Source organism: Brevundimonas sp. KH_025 (assembly GCF_057839885.1).
In genome coordinates, this window is the sequence record NZ_CM174501.1 from 2,409,706 (window position 1) to 2,426,791 (window position 17,086).

Below are 17,086 nucleotides of genomic sequence, written 5' to 3' on the forward strand. Positions count from 1 at the left end.
AACGCATCATGGCGCGAGTGGCGTTGGTTACGGGTGGAACTCGAGGCATCGGCAAGGCGATCGTCCAACGATTGAGAGAAGACGGCATGGCCGTCGCGGCCGGCTATTCCGGCAATGACGAGGCGGCGGCGGCGACCGCCCGCGAACTGGGCGTCATGGTGGTGAAGGGCAACGTCGGCTCGTTCGAGGACTGCGAGCGGGCGGTGAAGGCGGTCGAGGCCGAACTGGGCCCCATCGACACCCTGGTGAACAACGCCGGCATCACCCGCGACGGCTTCTTCCACAAGATGAGCGCCGACCAGTGGTCGGACGTGATCCGCGTCAACATGGACAGCGTCTTCAACATGACGCGCCAGGTCATCAACGGCATGCGCGACCGGGGCTTCGGCCGCATCGTCAACATCTCCTCGATCAACGGCCAGAAGGGCCAGATCGGCCAGGCCAACTATTCCGCCGCCAAGGCCGGGATGATCGGCTTCACCAAGGCGCTGGCGCTGGAAAACGCGCGCAAGGGCGTGACCGTGAACTGCATCGCGCCCGGCTATATCGACACCGAAATGGTCGGCGCCATGGACCAGAAGGTGCTGGACAGCATCATCGCCCAGATCCCGGTCGGAAGGCTCGGAAAAGGCGAGGAAATCGCCGACATGGTGTCCTGGCTGTCGGGCGAGCGTGCCGGATATGTCACAGGCTGCACCCTGTCGCTGAACGGCGGCCAGTACCTGGTTGGCTGAACCGGCTTTGCCTAAAATCCGCCGTTCGGGCGTTCCACGACTTCAACCATGATGGCTGCGGTCGAGGTTGAGGCGGAGAATCCGCCATGCTTCGCCGTCCCGGCGCCGCGCGCCAGGACGGTCGGAGGCGTGCGCCTGGACCTCGCCGCCCTGATGCTGGTGGCCGGCTGTCTCGCGGCGACCCCGGCCTCGGCTCAGTTGCGCTCGAACGTCCAGGTCGAACAGAGCCGGGTGATCCGCGACCAGTCCGTCACCCGCACCCTGCCGCCCCCCGGGCGCTACGTCTCCGAGGCGGGTCAGAGCTTCATGCTGGATCGCGCCGGCTCCCTGACCCTGCTGCGGTTCGAGCGCTCGACCGAGACCTGGGCCCTGCGCCCGTCCTCGGCGCCGCGCGGCGACACCATCTATCGCAACGACGCCGGCGAGCAGGTGTTGCGCGTCACGCCCTCGGGCGGCGTCACCGTCTATACGGCCCGCAATCCCGGCGGCTCGCCCGTCTCCCTGTCCGGCCCCGCCGTCAGCCTGGAGCCGCCGACCCTCGGCCCGGTGCAGATGTTCAACCTGATGACCCGGCGCAGCGGCCTGGTCAGCGAGGCCATGGGGCGGCTGGTCCTGATCAACCTCGACGGCGACGAATCCGAAGCCCTGTGCATCGAGGCCCTGATCGTCACCACCGACGCGGTGATCCGTATCGCCCGCTCGCCCAGCGCCCGCCCCTTCCTGGAGCGCCTGCGCAGCATCACCATCATCGAAGGCCCGCGCGCCACGGTCAGCTACGCCCGCGGCGACCTGCGCGTCGTGGTCGATCCCAAGCGCGGCATCGCCGGCCGCCCCTCCTCGGCCCGCGTCATCCGCGCGGTGATCCCGCAGGACTGACGGAAAGGGCAGCGGACGCGGCGAGAGTTCGCTTTCGAGCCGTTGCAAACTACCGCGCTCTGAAAGAACATCGATCCATCCGAAGTCCAGGATGGTGATGATGCCGATCGCTCTGAAGGTCACAAAAACCTGCCAAACCGCCATAGCCGTTGTCGTGCTGGCTGTCGGCCTGTCCGCCTGCGCTACTGCGAAGGTCAATTGGGCTAGCCTGGGTGCAGGAGCGGCTAAGCAGGCTTGCAAGAATTCTTCCCACTGCGACTTGCCATGTTCGCAAGACGCCACGCGGCCCGATTGCGTCACGGGAAGCCTCCCCTAACGTCCGCACCACCCCTTAAGCGAACTTGGTTTCACGACCCGTGGTGGACATTCCGTCGCGCCGCGAACAAGCTCGGAACGCGGCGTCAGGGCCGCATGTCTCGGAGGCTTCATGGCGAGTGATTTTCCACATGGCGTCGTCCATGAGGCCGGCGCGGACCTTCAGGCGGCCTTGCGGGCCGATCCCAGGGTCTTTGGGCTATGGGAAGACCTGACCCCGCTCGGTCGCAACGAGTTCATCTGCTGGGTGGAGGACGCGAAACAGCCGGCGACCCGCCAGCGCCGCATCGAACGCACAGCCGAGGAACTGCTGGAGGGCAAGAAGCGCCCTTGCTGCTGGGTCGGCTGCATCCACCGCACCGACAAGGCGCCCAGCCGCTGGCAACAGGCCGTCCTGATCGACGGCAAGGCGAAGGGCCAGCCCTAGCCCCTGAAGCCGTCCTTGGCCGCGCGGCGGGCGGCGAAGTCCGCGGCGTCGGCGGCGCGCAGGAAGGGGTTGAAGCGGCGCTCCATCCCGGCACTGGTCGGCACGGTCGGCTCGCCCCGTTCACGGGCGGCGAAAATCGCCTCGGCGTGGGCCTGCATCTCCGGCCGGTCGTCCAGGCTGAGAGCGAAGCGGGCGTTGGACGCGGTGTATTCGTGGGCGCAATAAAGCGTGGTCGCCTCGGGCCAGGCGGCGATGCGGTTCAGGCTGTCCCACATCTGTTCGGGCGTGCCCTCGAACAGACGCCCGCAACCGAGGGCGAACAGGGTGTCGCCGACGAAGGCGATCTGATCCTCGACCGCGCGATAGACCACGTGGCCCAGGGTATGGCCGGGCGCAGCCGTGACCTCGAACACGGTCTGGCCCAGCCGCACGACATCGCCGCCCGCCACCACGCGGTCCAGCGGGGCCGCGCGGCGGACCTCCTCGGGGCCGACGATCTCGCAGCCGGTCTCGGCCTTCAGCCGTTCGTTGCCGCCGGTGTGATCCGGGTGCCAGTGGGTGTTGAGGATCAGGTCCAGCCGGCCCCAGCCCGACGCCTCGATCTCGGCCAGGACGGCTTCGGCGTCCGGCGTGTCCACGGTCGCGACCATCCCCGTCGCCTCGTCGCGGATCAGGAAGCCGTAGTTGTCGGACAGGCAGGCGAACTGGCGCACGGTCAGGGTCATGAGGCCTCCAATCAGACCCATCCTAGCAGGGCCGCATCCCGAGAATAGCGCCAGAACCAATTGGGATTGGCAGGCGGCCTCACATTTTCCGCTCATCCCCGCGGAGGCGGGGACCCAGTGAGAACTTCAAGCTCTATCGCCGGATTGCCGCTAGCCATTGGGCAGGGCGCTTGCGGCCAAAGTACTGGGTCCCCGCCTCCGTGGGGATGAGCGGTTTGGTTGGGGCGGGAAAGGCCGACATTCATCGCGATTTCAGCCATAATGGCGTCCATGCGGCGCAGCATCGACGATCTTCGCACCTTCTACGGCGAGCCGACCGGCGTGCTGGTGCGGCGCATGCTGGCGCGGCGGCTGGACGACGCCTGGGGCGAGGCTGAGGGCTGCGACGTTCTGGGCATCGGTTACGCCACCCCCTGGCTGGGCGGGTTCGTCGGCGCGCGGCGCGTGATCGCCGCCATGCCGGGCGGACAGGGCGCTGAACAATGGGCGGCGGCAGGGCGCAACCGCACTGTCCTGGTCGACGACAAACGTCTGCCCTTCGCCGCCGGAACCTTTGACCGCATCCTGCTGGTCCATGCGCTGGAGGAGGCCGACGATCCCCTGGCCCTGCTGACCGAGGCGGTGCGGGCGCTGGCTCCGGCCGGGCGGATCATCCTGGCCACGGCGGCGCGCGGCGGTCTGTGGGCGCGGGCCGAGACGACGCCCTTCGGCCACGGTCGCCCCTTCACCCGCAGCCAGCTGGAGCGGCTGGTGCGCGAGGTCGGGCTGGAGCCGGCCGCCTGGTCCCAGGCCCTCTATGTCCCGCCGTGGCGGCCCCTGCTGCCGCTGGCCGACGGCTTCGAACAGGTGGGCCGCTGGGTCTTTCCAGGGGCCGCGGGCCTGATCATGCTGGAGGCCTCGCGACAGTCCTACGCCCGCATCCGCCCGCAGGGTCTGGCCCAGGCTGTGATGGCGGCGCGCCCGGCGCTGACCCCCTCGCCCGCCTCGCGCGACCATGGACCGCCCGCCCATGCTCTGGTCGGCGCGCGCAAACGGCCTTAAGGCGAGCCCATGCAGCGACTGATCCTGATGCGCCACGCCAAGGCCGAGAAGACCGCCCCCGGCGGCGACATCGACCGCCCCCTGTCCAAGCACGGCCGCGACGACGCCCTGGCCATGGGCCGCGCCCTGGCCGAACGCGGCCTGCGTCCCGACATGGCCCTGGTGTCCAGCGCCCGCCGCACGCATCAGACCTGGGACGCGGTCAGTGAATCCATGGGCGACGTCGAGGCGCATCTGCTTCCCGCCCTCTACAACGCCTCGGCGGATGCGCTGCGCCGGGCGGTCGAATCCGCCGAAGACGAGGCCGGCTGCCTGCTGCTGGTGGCGCATAATCCGGGCGTGCACCAGCTGGCGGTCGAGTATCTGATCGAGAGCGCAGCCTCGCCCAGCGTGCTGGACAAGATGAGCGGCGGCTTCCCCACCGGGGCGGCGGCCGTCTTCACCGTCGATGTCGCGGGACGCCCTTCCTATGAGGGCTGGCTGACGCCGCACGATCTCGAAAAATGACCGACGCCCTGCCGACCACGGCCTTCAAGATCCTGAGCCGCGCCGACTGGCGGGCGACCCTGGCCGAGGGCGCCTATGACGGCTCGCCCGTCGACCACGCCGACGGCTATATCCACCTGTCCGCCGCCGACCAGTTGGCCGTGACCGCCGCCAAGCATTATGCGGGTCAGGCCGACCTGATGCTGGTCGAGGTCGATCTCAGCGCGCTGGGCGACACTTTGGTCTGGGAGCCGTCGCGCGGCGGCGCCCTGTTTCCCCATATCTACGGCCCCCTGCCCATCGCGGCGACGCGGGGCGCGCGCGCGCTGTCGGTGACAGAGGCTGGCGAAATGATCCTGAGCGAGAATCCATGAGCCTGACCGACCTCGGCGCCGTCCTCCTGCGCCAGATGGACCCCGAGACCGCGCACCGGCTGGCCATCCGCGCCCTGCAGGTCACGCCCCTGCCCGCCCCCGGCGCCGACGATCCGATCCTGAAGACCCGCATCGCCGGGCTGGAGATGTCCAATCCGGTCGGCCTGGCCGCCGGTCTCGACAAGAACGGCGAGGCGCTGGAGGGCCTGTCGCGTCTCGGCTTCGGCGCGGTGGAATGCGGCTCGGTCACGCCGCGCGCCCAACCGGGCAACCCCAAGCCGCGCCTGTTCCGCCTGTCGGAAGACCGCGCCGTCATCAACCGCATGGGCTTCAACAACGAGGGGCTGGAGCCTTTCGCCGCGCGCCTGGCCCGGCGTCCGAAACGCACGGCCATCGGCGCCAACCTGGGGGCCAACAAGGACACCGAGGACAAGGCGGCGGACTACGTGGCAGGCCTGCGCCGTCTGGCGGGTCTGGCCGACTATTTCACCATCAACATCTCCTCGCCCAATACGCCGGGCCTGCGGGCGCTTCAGGGCCGCGAGGCGCTGGACGACCTGCTGGGCCGGATCAACGAGGCCCGCCCTGCCGACGGCGCACCCGTCTTCCTCAAGATCGCCCCCGACCTGGTCGGCGAAGAGATCGGCATGATCGTCGAGGCCTCGCTGGCCCACGGCATCGACGCGCTGATCGTCTCCAACACCACGCTGGAGCGCCCCGCCTCGCTGAAATCCGCCTTCGCGGGCGAGGCCGGGGGCCTGTCGGGCGCGCCGCTCAAGCCCTTCGCGCAGAAGGCCCTGGAGGCCGCAGCCGAAGCCGCCGCCGGACGCCTGCCGCTGATCGCGGTGGGCGGGATCGAAAGCGGGGCGGACGCTTTCGCCCGCATCCGCGCCGGCGCTGCGGCGGTCCAGGTCTATTCCGCCCTCGTCTATGACGGTCCCGGACTGGTCGGCGCCATCAAGCGCGATCTGGCCGCGCGCCTGCGGGCCGAAGGCTTCGCCGACCTGTCCGAAGCGGTCGGTTCGGGGCGTTGACGGAGCATTAGGGCAAACCGCGCATCATGACCTCGATCGGCGGAACCCCGCCTGCTCGGAAGGACGCATGACGCAAACCGCCGCCGACGCCCTGACCGTATGGGCGCCCGCCATTCGCCAGCGACGCAAGTCGATGCTGCAACGCCTCGTCATGGGCGCGGCGACGGCATTGGTGTTCAGTCCCGTTCTGGGCTGGGTGTTCAGCACGGCCTGGCTGGCGGTCTACATCCTGATCCAGTTCGCTGAAGCGGCGATCTTTGCGCCCGTAATCGCTGGGCGGGTCAAGGAACCGTCCGGGTGGCGCGGACTGTCCGGCGACCTGGTGCTGATCCTCAACGCCGGCTTCCTGGGCAGTTTGACCATCCCGCTGTGGCTGGTCGGCGGCCCGATGGGCGGCGTTGCAGCCGCCGTCTTCCTGTCGGCCGGCACAGTCAATTCCGTGGTCATGTCTTCGGGTTCGATGCGGGTCTTCGCCTGCACCGTTCTGCCGCAGCTGGCCTATCTGGCCCTCACGCCGCTGTTCATGATTCAGTGGGGCGCTCCGCCCCATTTCGTCACCGCCGTCGCCATCGGCGTCCTGGCCTATGCTGTCTTCTGCCTGAACACGCGCCGGCACATTTTCCGCGTCGGCCTGGCTGAAAGCCGCGCCCGCCTGGACGCCGAGGTCCGGCGCGAGGAGGCGGAGACCGCCATGGCGAACCGCAGCGCCTTCCTCGCGGCGGTCGGCCACGACCTGCGCACCCCGATCAGCGCCATCCTGACGGGCGCCACCGAACTCGAAAACGCCGCCAAGCCCGCCTCGGCGCGTCAGCAGATCGCCCTGATCACCGACGCCAGCCTGATGATGAAGGCGATGCTGGACGACCTGCTGGATCATGCCCGGCTCGACGCCGGGCGGATGAACGTCGAGAGCCGCGATTTCGACCTGCGGCAGCTGCTGTCCCAGACGGCCCGCCTGTGGGCCGGCCCGGCGCGGGCCAAGGGTCTGCGCCTGCGCCTGGCGGGCGCCCGGACCTTGCCGCGCATGGTGCGGGGCGACGCCATGCGGCTGCGTCAGGTGCTGAACAACCTGATCTCCAACGCGATGAAATTCACCGAAGCGGGGTCGATCACCCTTGGCCTTCAGGCCTGGCCGGACGAGCACGGCGCCCATGTGCTGTTGATCACCGTGGCCGACACGGGTCCGGGCATGAGCGCCGATCAGTTGACCCGCCTGTTCACCCCCTACGACCAGACGACCGACGGCGTGGCCGCCCTTTACGGCGGATCAGGCCTGGGGCTGGCGATCAGCCGCGACCTAGTCCAGTTGATGGGCGGACGCCTGACCGTGCGCAGCGCGCCGGGCGAAGGCGCCGTCTTCACCATCTCCCTGGTCCTGCCGCGTGGCTCGGGGGCCGAGATCCAGACCACCCTGACGCCCGAAGCGCGCGGCCTGGTCGCCAAGCCCCTGCCCCGCGCGACGCCCGCCGCGCCGCCGCCCGCGCCCGCGCCGGAACCGGAGGTCGCCGCCCCCGTAATCGCCGAGGACGCAGTCGCCGAGGACGCGCCCCCATCGGACGGCGAGCGCCCGCTGCGGGTTCTGGTGGTGGACGACCACGCCATCAACCGCCGCGCCATCCAGTTGATCCTGCAGTCCGTGGACTGCGAGATCGCCATGGCCGAGGACGGGCTGGCCGCGCTTCAGGCCTGCGAAGGCGCGCCCTTCGACGTCATCTTCATGGATGTGCGGATGCCCGAGCTGGACGGCCGCGAGACCACGCGGCGCCTGCGCGCGGCGGGCGGCGTCAACGCCGCGACGCCCGTCATCGCCGTCACCGCCGACACCGCGCCCGAGGACATCGCCGCCTGCACAGCCGCCGGCATGAACTATTTCGTCTCCAAACCCCTGACGCCCGGCTCTCTGCTTCAGGCCCTGTCTCAGGTGCTGGAAGAAGCGACGGCGGAGAGCGCGGCGGCCTGACCGCGGACCTGCGCCACTAGCCGTTCAGGGAAGCCCGGCTCGCGCAGGCGGCACTCCCACACCGTCACGACGCGCCAGCCCGCCGCCGTCAATTCCGCCTCGACCCGGACATCGCGGGCGCGATTGCGCGCGATCTTGGCCGCCCAGTAGTCAGGGTTGGTCTGAGGTTTTCGCGCCCCGCGCGGGCAGTCGTGGCCGTGCCAGAAGCAGCCGTGGACGAAGAGGGCGACCCTGCGCCCCTTCATCACCACGTCGGGCCGTCCGGGCAGGCCGCAGCCGCCCAGACGGTAGCCGATCCCGGCGGCGCGCAGCATCCGCCGGACCTTCAGTTCAGGCGCGGTGTCGCGCCCCTTCACCCGGCGCATGACCGCGCTGCGTTTCTCCGGGGTGAAGACGTCGGTCATGGATCACCCCATGACAGACCGGATCAGAGCTGAGCCAGCAGGTGCTCGGCCGTGGACACCTTGAACTCGCCGCCCTGCTCGACATTCAGCTGGTCGACCACGCCGTCCTTGACCAGCATGGAGTAGCGCTGCGACCGCTCGCCCATGCCGAAGCCCTTGGCGTCCAGGGCCAGGCCGACCGCGCGGGTGAAGTCGCCGTTGCCGTCGGCCAGCATGACGATGTCGTCAGCGCCGGTCAGTTCATGGGACTGGGCCCAGGCGCCCATGACGAAGGCGTCGTTGACCGACAGACAGGCCACGGTGTCGACGCCCTTGGCGGCCAGATCGGCGCGGTTGTCCTTGTAGCCCGGCAGGTGGCGCGCCGAGCAGGTCGGGGTGAAGGCGCCGGGGACGGCGAACAGGGCCACGGTCTTGCCCGCGAACAGCTCGCTGGTCGTCACCGGCTTGGGGCCGTCGGCGGTCATGGTGGTCAGGGTCGCGTCGGGGATGCGGTCGCCGATCTGGATGGTCATGCGGAAGCTCCGGGCTGAAGGCCCGGGGAATCCGGGCGGCGTTCGATTGTCAGATAGAGAGGCGGACAAGGATCGCCAAGCGCACTTCGTTCCATGCGCGCCTTGCGCCCGAAGCGTCGGCCGCCGATGATAGGGGCATGACCGCCTTTTCCTCCCTGACCGGGCGTCTTCTGGTGGCGATGCCAGGCATCGACGACGATCGGTTTCGCCACGCCGTCATCCTGATCTGCGCCCACGACGACGAGCACGCCATGGGGCTGCGGCTGGACCAGCCGGCGCCGGGCGTCACCCTGTCCGAAGTGCTGGCCAAGCTGGACACGCCGAACGCCGACGCCATGCAGGGCCGCTCGGTCCTGATCGGCGGGCCGGTGGAGCGCGAGCGCGGCTTCGTCCTGCACACCGACGACTGGTCCAGCGAGGACGCCACCCTGACCTTCGGCGACGGCCTGGCCATGACGGGCACCCGCGACGCCCTGAGCGCCATGACCGACGTCGAAGAAGGCCCGCGCCAGTCGATCCTGCTGCTGGGCTACGCGGGATGGGGCGAAGGTCAGCTGGAGGAGGAACTCGGCGAGAACGTCTGGCTGACCGCCGACGCCGATGCCGAGCTGATCTTCGACGGCGACTACCAGACCAAATGGAGCCGGGCGCTGGCGGGTCTGGGCATCGACGCCGCCCGCCTGTCCGCTCAGAGCGGGCGCGCCTGAAGGCGATCAGGCGCGCCTAGGCCGAGCGCGCCTTGATCGGCGCCGTGCCGTCGGCCAGCGACTCGTTCAGATAGACCTCGGCCTCCTGGGCCGGCAGGGCGGGGGCATAGCCGAAGCCCTGGCCGTAGTGGCAGCTGGCGTCCAGCAGCAGACGCGCCAGCCCGGCGTTCTCCACCCCCTCGGCGACGACCTCCAGCGACAGGTCGCGGCCCAGGTTGACGACCGATTTGACGATCTTGGCCGAGCCCTCGTCCTTGTCCATCGTCAGAACGAAGTAGCGGTCGATCTTCAGCGTGTCGAAGGGCAGCCGCGCCAGATAGGACAGGGACGAGAAGCCCGTGCCGAAGTCGTCCAGCGCCAGGCTGGCCCCGGCCTCGCGCAGCTGCGTCAGGACCTCGGCGGCGTGCGCGGTGTCGCGCATGATGTCGCCCTCGGTGACTTCCAGCTTCAGCGCGCCGCGCGGCAGGCCGGTTTCCTGAATGATGCGGGCCACGTCCTCGACCAGATGCGGCCGCTCGATCTCGCCGACCGACAGGTTGACGCTGCAGAACAGCTTGCCCGCGCTGGGGTGGCGCTGCAGCCACTCGGCCAGTTGGCGCGCCGCCTGGGTCATCATCAGAAGACCCAGTTCGTTCATCAGGCCCATTTCGTCGGCCAGGGTCAGGAACTCGTCCGGCGGCACCAAGCCGCGCCGGGGGTGGCGCCAGCGCACCAGGGCTTCGAAGCCGGCGACCGCGCCGCTGTTGAGATTGACGATGGGCTGATAGAAGGCCTCGATCTCGCCCCGCACGAAGGCGTTGCGCAGATCGGCTTCCAGCGCCAACCGCGACAGGCTGTCGGACTCCAGCGCCCGGCCATAGGCCGCCGCCCCGCCGCGCCCCGCCGACTTGGCCTGTTCAACCGCCAGTTCGACCCGGCGCAGCAGTTCGGCGGGATCGGGCGCGTCCGGCCCGCCCTCGGCCGCGACAGCGCCGATGGAGACGGTCGGGTAGATGTCGAAGCCGGCGACCCGCAGCGGCTGCTCCAGCGCCTCGCGCACCAGTTCGCTCGCGCCCGTGGCGCCGCGTCGCGTCAGGATGGCGAACTCGTCCTCGCCGATGCGAGCGGGCGAGCTGTCCTGGGCGAAGGCGCCCAACAGCCGCGAGCCCAGGGCCGACAGGACCAGATCGGCGCGCTCGTGCCCCAGAGCCTCGTTCAGACGACGCAGCCGGTCGACGTCGGCCACCACCAGCTCATATTGCCCCGGCACGGCCAGGGTCTCGGCGGCGCGGACCAGGAAGGTGCGACGGTCCAGCAGACCCGTCAGCGTGTCTCGGTCGGCGCCGGCGAACTTGGTTTCCAGGGCGACCACGCCGGCCGCGCGCAGGCCGTCCTCCAGCCAAACCCCGCGCCACAGGCAGGTCTCGCACCCGCGCATCCGCAGACGCACGGCGATCTCGGTGCCCTCGGCCTGGGGCTTCAGCAGACGGTCGGCCAGGGCGCGGTCCTGGGGCATGGCCAGGGCGGCGAAGGCGGCGCCCGAACATTCCGGCGCCAGCGGGCCGAGGCCCAAGGCGCGCGTGGCCCCGGTAAAGCGAATTTGGTCGTCGGCCGGGGTCCAGATCCACAGGGCGGCGTCGGCGGCGGCCAGCGCCTCGATCGCCGTCGTCGGGTCCCAGGCCAGCGCTCTGGATCGTGTGCTCAAAGCGAATCCCGGATGTAAGAACTGAACGCGGCCGGGTCAGGGACAAACTCGTCCTCGATGACGCCGAACAGCAGATGATCTGCCCATGCGCCGTTAATTTTCAGATAAGCCCTCGCCAAACCTTCGTGGCGGAAGCCCGCCTTTTCGAGGACCCGACGCGAAGCCTGGTTCGAAGGCACGCAGGCCGCCTCGACCCGATGCAGTTTCAGCACCCCGAAGGCGAAGCCCAGCATGGCCCGCGCCGCCGCCGTGCCCACGCCCTGCCCCGCATAGGGCTGGCCCACCCAGTAGCCCAGCGTCCCCGTCTCGGCCACGCCGCGCCGGATGTTGGACAGGGTGATGGCCCCCATCAGGGCCTCTTCATCGGGATCGAAGACGAACAGGGGCCAGGCTGTGCCCAGCTCCATCTCGCGGGCATAGACGCCCAGCCGCCGCCGAAACGCCGCCCGGGTCAGGTCGTCCTCGGCCCAGGCCGGCTCCCAGGGCTGAAGATAGTCGCGCGACCCGCCGCGCAGTTCGGCCCATTCCGCATAGTCCGAAGGCCGCGGCGGACGCAGCAAGACCCCCTGTCCGCGCAGGACGGGTCCGGTCGCCTCGGCCATCCAGTCGAACAGGGCCATGACGGCAGACTACCTGAGCCCGCGCCCGACGCCAGCCACGACTTAGCGGCCCACCAGACGCGCCGCGAAAGCCGCGCCCGCGGGCGCCGCCGCCTTGGGGCCAAGGACCGCCGAGGCCGAACGCCCGGCCGAGGCCATGTCGCGCCCCACGGCGCGCAGGTCGTCGCGGCTCTGGGCCAGGATGCGGGCGGCGCTGTCCTCGGACGAGACGGGCGCGCCGAAGATCAGGGTCTGGGCGGCGTTGCGGCCCGCTCGGCTGGCGGGGCTTTCGTCGGCCATCCACAGCGTCGCGTTCAGGACGGCCTTGGCGCGCGACAGTTCGGCGTCCGTCGGCCCCTTCTCGGCCAGGTCCAGCAGTTCGGCGGCGCAGACCTCGGCCAGCTCCACCGCCCGGTCGGCGGCGGCCCCGGCGTAGACGCCCAGCAGCCCGGCGTCCTCATAGGCCTCCTGATAGGCGTCGATGGCGTAGGCCAGGCCCCGGTCCTCGCGGGCGCTCTGGAACAGGCGCGAGGCCATGCCGCCGCCGAGGATTTCGGTGAACAGGCGCAGGGCCGGCAGGCGCGCGTCCAGCGCCCCCATGGTCGGCAACTGGAAGACGAGGTTGGCCTGTTCGATCTTGCGGGTCAGCTTGGCCTCGCCGCCGACGAAGACAGCGGGCGCCAGGGGATCGAGCGGTGTTGCGGCTTCCTGACCGAACCAGCGCTCGGCCAGGGCCAGCAGTTCGTTCTCATCGACCGCGCCGGAGACCGCCACCACCATCCGGTCGGGCGAATAGAGCTGGGCGCGCCACTGGGCCACGGCGGCGCGGTCGGCGGACGCCAAACTGTCGACGGTGCCCAGGATCGGCCGCCCCAGCGCCTGACCGGCGTAGGCCCGCGTCTGGGCCATTTCGAAGACGTGGTCGTCGGGGGTGTCGAAGGCCTCGGCGATCTCCTGGGCCACGACGTCCTTCTCGCGGACGATCTCGGCGGGATCGAGCGTGGGGCGGAAGACCAGGTCGGACACCACCTGCATGGCCAGGGGCAGCGAGCCGTGCAGGGCGCGGATCTCGAAGCTGGTGCGCTCATAGCCGGTGGCGGCGTTGATCGAGCCGCCTTCGGCCTCGATCCGCTCGACGATGTCGCGCGCGCCCATGTCGCCGGCGCCCTTGAACACCAGGTGCTCCAGCAGGTGCGACCAGCCGGAGCGGGTCTCGTCCTCCATCCGCGCCCCGCCGCGCACGGCGACGGTCAGGGCGAAGGTCCGCAGACCGGGCATGGGGTCGCAGACGATGCGGACGCCGTTGGACAGGGTGTGAAGGCGAGCGGTCAGGATGCGGTGTCCTTGCGGGTCATGCGGCGGCGCAGCAGCACTGCATAGAAGGCGATCAGGGCGGCGGCGAGACCGAACCAGGTCAGGGCGTAGCCGAGGTGGTTGTTCGAGAAGGCGGCGGGCGGCGCCGAGGGCTTCAGCGCGGCCCAGTCGGGATTGGTCGAGGTCACGGCGAAGACGGTGAAGGGCGACACAGGCCCCTCGACCTTCAACGCGCGGGCCATGGCCTCGGCGTCGCGGCCGTAGAAGCGGCCCTCGGCCGGCGGCGGCGTCAGAGCGCTGGGCGGGGGCGAACGGCGCAGGACGCCCGTGATCACGATGGGCATGGCGTCGTCGGCCTGGACCGGCGGACGGGCCGAAATCTCAGCGGAAACGAAGCCGCGATCGACCAGCAGGGTCGGGCCGCCCTCGCCCTCCATCCCTTCAGGTCGGCAGGCCGAGACCAGCCGCACGCCCGCGTCGCTGTTCTCGATGGACTGCAGCTCGACCCAGGGCGCCGCCGCCAGGCCGCGGCAGGTCAGGATCACACGGCGGAACTCGGGGTTCTCGGCCTTCAGCGCCTCGGCCAGCGGCACGGGCGGCAGGTCAGCGGCGGCCTCGGCCCCGGCGATCAGCCCTTCCTTCCACTGCATCCGTTGCACCTGCCAGACGCCGAGCGTCAGCAGGACGCCCAGCAGGAGGACGGCGAGGACCGTCAGGACGACGGGGAAGCGCGGGCGGACGGCAGCGGTCATTTCGGGTCTCGGGTTCGCAGCATCTGCAGGGCGGTCATCAGCCCCTTGCCGGGCCGCATCAGGCCCAGGGCCAGGGCGGCGACCAACGGCAGCCAGACGATCAGGTGCAGCCAGATGGGGGGATGCCAGGCGATCTCGACCGCCAGGGCCGTGAAGCCGACGATGAAGCCGGCGATCTGCATGATGAAGGTGGCGGCGCCGTCGCCGGTCTCGATCGAGGCGAGGTCATGGCCGCAGGTTTCGCAAGTCGGGCGAACCTTGAGGAAGCCCTGAAACAGGCGCCCCTGCCCGCAGTTGGGGCAGCGGCCCAGAAGGCCGGCGCGGATGGCCTGACCGCCAAGCAAATCGGCGCGGGACTGTTCGTCCCGCGCCGTTTGAAGTGCAGCAGCTGGTTCGCTCAGCTTCACCCGAAGGTGACGTAGACGAAGGCGAACAGGAACAGCCAGACCACGTCCACGAAGTGCCAGTACCAGGCGGCGGCTTCGAAGCCGAAATGCTTCTGCGGGGTCATCTGGCCCATCTGCAGGCGCAGCAGGCAGACCGCCAGGAAGATGGTGCCGACCAGGACGTGGAAGCCGTGGAAGCCCGTGGCCATGAAGAAGATCGAGCCATAGAGCCCCGACTGGGCCGCTTCTTCGTTGAAGAAGAGGTGCTCGTGGATGATGTGCTGATACTCGTAGGCCTGAACGCCGGTGAACAGAACGCCCAGCAGGACGGTGATCAGCAGACCCAGCTTGGCGGCCTTGCGGTCGCCGACCGCCAGCGCATGGTGCGCCCAGGTCACGGTCGTGCCCGACAGCAGCAGGATGACGGTGTTCAGCAGCGGCAGGCCCCAGGGGTCCAGCAGCTCGACGCCCTTGGGCGGCCAGGTCGACCAGGCCTTGCCCGTGTCCATCCAGTTGCCGACTTCCGGGATGATGGCGCGCGATTCATTGAAGATCGCCATGTCGAAGAACATCCAGAAGAAGGCGACGAAGAACATCACCTCCGAGGCGATGAACAGCACCATGCCGTAGCGCAGGCCGATCGAAACGACCGGGGTGTGGTCGCCCTTCTTCGATTCCTTGATCACGTCCGACCACCAGCCGAACATGGCGTAGAGCACGCCGGCCAGACCGGCGAAGAAGACGTACTTGGTGCCTTCCGGCAGGCCGAACAGGCCCTTCATCCAGATGACCGCGCCGACGAACATGACCACGCAGGCCATGGACGAGATCAGCGGCCAGGGGCTCGGGTCCACCAGGTGGTAGTCGTGTTGCGGTTTCGCGTGCGCGTCGGCCATTCCAGGGTCTCTGAATTAAGGCGAGAGATCGTTATAACAGGGGCTATAGCGCCCGCTATCCCGCTTTGCCAACAGGGGATTGGCCGGAAGCGGCCTGCTGGAACCCTTTGGTGGGATAGAAGGTGTAGCTGAGGGTGATTTCACGCACCCCCTTGGCTTCGGCGTCGGTCGCCAGCTCGGGCGCGACGAAATACTGGACCGGGAAGGCCTTGGTTTCGCCGGGCGCGATCTCCTGCCCCTCGAAGCAGAAGCACTGCAGCTTCTGGAAGTAGGGTCCGGCGCGCTCGGGCACGACATTGTAGGCCGCCGTAGCGTGGATCGGCTGATCCGAGGTGTTGGTCACGTTGAAATAGGCCATGCCGGTTTCGCCGATGCGGACGCGCTGGCTGACCTGTTCGGCCTTGAAGGTCATCGGCAGGTCGCGGACGTTGGTGTCGAAGCGGATCAGGACGCTGCGGTCCAGGATCTGCGTCGGCGCCGCCTCGGCCTTCATCACCGTGCCGTCGAAACCCGTCACCTGACAGAAGAGGCGATACAGCGGCACGGCGGCGAAGGCCGCGCCCGTCATGCCCATGACCACGGCGGCGCAGATCAGGGCGATGAGGTTCTTGCGATCCTTCACTGCGCGGGCTCCGCAGGGGCCGGCAGGGCCGGATCAGCGCGCTCGAGCGTGGCGACGGCGGCGGCCTCGGCGGCCTTGCGGGCCTCGGTGTTGCGCTGAAGGTTCACCACGGTGACGATGAAGACCAGGACAATGAAGCCGACCAGGCCCAGGGCGATGGCGACGTTGCGGCGCTTGCGCGCCCGCACTTGTTCTTCGGTCAGTTTGACGAAATTCGGACGGGTCACGCGGTCAGGCTCCCAGGCCCGGCAGCTGCTCGACCAGGAGGGCCGAGAACAGCGCCATCAGATACAGAATGGAAAAGGCGAACAGGTTGCGGGCCGGTTTGGCCTCGGCCCGGACGTCATACAATGCGGCCTCTCGCCCCACCGCCTCGGCCTTGTCCGGCTGGTCGCCGGCGCGCGAGCGCCACAGCCGCACCGCCAGGGCCAGGAAGAACAGCCCGCCGGCGACCGACACCGCCAGATAGACGACGCCGCCCAGACCCAGGAAGGCCGGAGCAATGGCCACCGGCACGAAGATCAGGCTGTAGATCAGGATCTGCAGCCGGGTCGACTTGGCCCCGCGCGCCACCGGCATCATCGGGATGCCCGCCTTGGCGTAGTCGCCGGCCGAATAGAGGGCCAGGGCCCAGGAGTGCGGCGGGGTCCATAGGAAGATGATGAGGAACAGCAGCCAGGCCTGCCACGGCGCGTCGCCCGTCACCGCGGCCCAGCCGATCACCGGCGGGAAGGCCCCCGCGGCGCCGCCGATGACGATGTTCTGGGGCGTCCGGCGCTTGAGCAGCAGGGTGTAGAAGCCGGCGTAATAGACGATGGTCAGGGCCAGCAGGCCGCCGGCCAGCCAGTTGGTCGTCATGCCCAGCAGCATGACCGAGAAGATCGACAGGATGACGCCGAAGGCCATGGCGTCATTCTTGCGAACGCGGCCCGCCGCGACGGGACGGCCGCGCGTGCGCCGCATCAGGGCGTCGGTCTCGCCCTCCAGCGCCATGTTCAGGGCGCCGGCGGCCCCTGCCCCCACGGCGATGCACAGCACGGCGATGGCGGCCAGAAGGAAGTTGGGGCGCCCCGGCGCGACCACCAGTCCAGTCACGGCGGTGAAGACCACCAGCGACATGACGCGCGGTTTCAGCAGCTGGAAGAAGTCTTCCGGCTGGGAGGTCGTGACGAGGGGGGTCTCGCGATCGGGGCGGTCAGTCATGGTCATAAAAGCCAAAGGCCGCCCTTCCGGTTACG

The 17,086-nt window shown here is 69.5% G+C and carries 21 protein-coding genes; 9 read left to right on the forward strand and 12 right to left on the reverse strand.

Going from position 1 to position 17,086, the window contains the following annotated elements; all coding sequences use genetic code 11:
* Nucleotides 1-8: 8 nt before the first annotated feature.
* The 3 genes from phbB to AC3IS2_RS11985 all read left to right on the forward strand — a co-directional run bounded on the left by phbB (nucleotide 9) and on the right by AC3IS2_RS11985 (nucleotide 2,352).
* Nucleotides 9-734, forward strand: coding sequence for an acetoacetyl-CoA reductase (gene phbB / locus AC3IS2_RS11975; protein ID WP_489198009.1), 726 nt, complete (start codon nucleotides 9-11; stop codon nucleotides 732-734).
* 129 nt (nucleotides 735-863) lie between these two features.
* Nucleotides 864-1,610: a DUF4908 domain-containing protein gene (locus AC3IS2_RS11980; protein ID WP_489198010.1), complete on the forward strand. Its 747-nt coding sequence runs from the start codon at nucleotides 864-866 to the stop codon at nucleotides 1,608-1,610.
* A gap of 427 nt (nucleotides 1,611-2,037) precedes the next feature.
* On the forward strand, nucleotides 2,038-2,352 hold the full coding sequence (locus AC3IS2_RS11985; protein ID WP_489198011.1) for a YdeI/OmpD-associated family protein: 315 nt from the start codon (nucleotides 2,038-2,040) through the stop codon (nucleotides 2,350-2,352).
* Here the strand turns inward: AC3IS2_RS11985 and gloB are convergent.
* The gene (gene gloB / locus AC3IS2_RS11990; RefSeq protein WP_489198012.1) at nucleotides 2,349-3,077 is read right to left on the reverse strand and encodes a hydroxyacylglutathione hydrolase; all 729 of its coding nucleotides are present in this window, start codon (nucleotides 3,075-3,077) and stop codon (nucleotides 2,349-2,351) included. The two genes, AC3IS2_RS11985 and gloB, sit on opposite strands and share 4 nt — an antisense overlap.
* Before the next feature lie 270 nt (nucleotides 3,078-3,347).
* Here gloB and AC3IS2_RS11995 point away from each other — a divergent pair, with 270 nt between their 5' ends.
* The 5 genes from AC3IS2_RS11995 (at nucleotide 3,348) to AC3IS2_RS12015 (ending at nucleotide 7,972) form a co-directional block, all read left to right on the forward strand.
* The gene (locus AC3IS2_RS11995) at nucleotides 3,348-4,118 is read left to right on the forward strand and encodes a class I SAM-dependent methyltransferase (RefSeq protein ID WP_489198013.1); all 771 of its coding nucleotides are present in this window, start codon (nucleotides 3,348-3,350) and stop codon (nucleotides 4,116-4,118) included.
* A gap of 9 nt (nucleotides 4,119-4,127) precedes the next feature.
* A complete protein-coding gene (locus tag AC3IS2_RS12000) occupies nucleotides 4,128-4,625 on the forward strand; it encodes a SixA phosphatase family protein (RefSeq protein WP_489198014.1) in 498 nt (165 codons plus the stop codon).
* Nucleotides 4,622-4,978, forward strand: a complete 357-nt coding sequence (locus AC3IS2_RS12005) for a DUF952 domain-containing protein (protein ID WP_489198015.1) — start codon at nucleotides 4,622-4,624, stop codon at nucleotides 4,976-4,978. Before AC3IS2_RS12000 ends, AC3IS2_RS12005 begins: the two co-directional genes overlap by 4 nt.
* Nucleotides 4,975-6,012 (forward strand): quinone-dependent dihydroorotate dehydrogenase, encoded by a 1,038-nt coding sequence (locus AC3IS2_RS12010; protein WP_489198016.1) that lies wholly within the window; start codon nucleotides 4,975-4,977, stop codon nucleotides 6,010-6,012. Before AC3IS2_RS12005 ends, AC3IS2_RS12010 begins: the two co-directional genes overlap by 4 nt.
* A gap of 67 nt (nucleotides 6,013-6,079) precedes the next feature.
* Nucleotides 6,080-7,972: an ATP-binding protein gene (locus AC3IS2_RS12015; RefSeq protein ID WP_489198017.1), complete on the forward strand. Its 1,893-nt coding sequence runs from the start codon at nucleotides 6,080-6,082 to the stop codon at nucleotides 7,970-7,972.
* Here AC3IS2_RS12015 and AC3IS2_RS12020 read toward each other — a convergent pair.
* Both AC3IS2_RS12020 and AC3IS2_RS12025 read right to left on the reverse strand, forming a co-directional pair.
* On the reverse strand, nucleotides 7,930-8,376 hold the full coding sequence (locus tag AC3IS2_RS12020) for a very short patch repair endonuclease (protein WP_489198018.1): 447 nt from the start codon (nucleotides 8,374-8,376) through the stop codon (nucleotides 7,930-7,932). The genes AC3IS2_RS12015 and AC3IS2_RS12020 overlap by 43 nt on opposite strands.
* A 23-nt stretch (nucleotides 8,377-8,399) precedes the next feature.
* Entirely contained in the window at nucleotides 8,400-8,888 is a 489-nt protein-coding gene (locus AC3IS2_RS12025) for a peroxiredoxin (RefSeq protein WP_489198019.1), read from the reverse strand.
* A gap of 137 nt (nucleotides 8,889-9,025) precedes the next feature.
* On the opposite strand from AC3IS2_RS12025, the gene AC3IS2_RS12030 reads away from it, so the two are divergent.
* Nucleotides 9,026-9,595, forward strand: a complete 570-nt coding sequence (locus AC3IS2_RS12030) for a YqgE/AlgH family protein (RefSeq protein ID WP_489198020.1) — start codon at nucleotides 9,026-9,028, stop codon at nucleotides 9,593-9,595.
* A 16-nt stretch (nucleotides 9,596-9,611) separates the two neighbouring features.
* Here AC3IS2_RS12030 and AC3IS2_RS12035 read toward each other — a convergent pair whose 3' ends face one another.
* The 9 genes from AC3IS2_RS12035 to AC3IS2_RS12075 are packed head-to-tail and all read right to left on the reverse strand — an operon-like array spanning nucleotide 9,612 to nucleotide 17,057.
* Nucleotides 9,612-11,279, reverse strand: a complete 1,668-nt coding sequence (locus AC3IS2_RS12035; RefSeq protein WP_489198021.1) for a putative bifunctional diguanylate cyclase/phosphodiesterase — start codon at nucleotides 11,277-11,279, stop codon at nucleotides 9,612-9,614.
* Nucleotides 11,276-11,899 (reverse strand): GNAT family N-acetyltransferase, encoded by a 624-nt coding sequence (locus tag AC3IS2_RS12040; protein ID WP_489198022.1) that lies wholly within the window; start codon nucleotides 11,897-11,899, stop codon nucleotides 11,276-11,278. Before AC3IS2_RS12040 ends, AC3IS2_RS12035 begins: the two co-directional genes overlap by 4 nt.
* Before the next feature lie 42 nt (nucleotides 11,900-11,941).
* Entirely contained in the window at nucleotides 11,942-13,156 is a 1,215-nt protein-coding gene (locus AC3IS2_RS12045; protein ID WP_489198023.1) for a M16 family metallopeptidase, read from the reverse strand.
* A gap of 50 nt (nucleotides 13,157-13,206) precedes the next feature.
* Nucleotides 13,207-13,944, reverse strand: a complete 738-nt coding sequence (locus AC3IS2_RS12050; RefSeq protein WP_489198024.1) for an SURF1 family protein — start codon at nucleotides 13,942-13,944, stop codon at nucleotides 13,207-13,209.
* Nucleotides 13,941-14,288, reverse strand: a complete 348-nt coding sequence (locus AC3IS2_RS12055; protein WP_489200149.1) for a DUF983 domain-containing protein — start codon at nucleotides 14,286-14,288, stop codon at nucleotides 13,941-13,943. Before AC3IS2_RS12055 ends, AC3IS2_RS12050 begins: the two co-directional genes overlap by 4 nt.
* A 59-nt stretch (nucleotides 14,289-14,347) precedes the next feature.
* A complete protein-coding gene (locus tag AC3IS2_RS12060; RefSeq protein WP_489198025.1) occupies nucleotides 14,348-15,226 on the reverse strand; it encodes a cytochrome c oxidase subunit 3 in 879 nt (292 codons plus the stop codon).
* Between the two features lie 55 nt (nucleotides 15,227-15,281).
* The gene (locus AC3IS2_RS12065; RefSeq protein ID WP_489200150.1) at nucleotides 15,282-15,800 is read right to left on the reverse strand and encodes a cytochrome c oxidase assembly protein; all 519 of its coding nucleotides are present in this window, start codon (nucleotides 15,798-15,800) and stop codon (nucleotides 15,282-15,284) included.
* Between the two features lie 44 nt (nucleotides 15,801-15,844).
* Nucleotides 15,845-16,075 (reverse strand): hypothetical protein, encoded by a 231-nt coding sequence (locus tag AC3IS2_RS12070; protein ID WP_489198026.1) that lies wholly within the window; start codon nucleotides 16,073-16,075, stop codon nucleotides 15,845-15,847.
* A gap of 4 nt (nucleotides 16,076-16,079) precedes the next feature.
* Complete coding sequence (locus tag AC3IS2_RS12075) at nucleotides 16,080-17,057, reverse strand: heme o synthase (RefSeq protein ID WP_489198027.1); 978 nt, start codon at nucleotides 17,055-17,057, stop codon at nucleotides 16,080-16,082.
* Nucleotides 17,058-17,086: the final 29 nt, after the last annotated feature.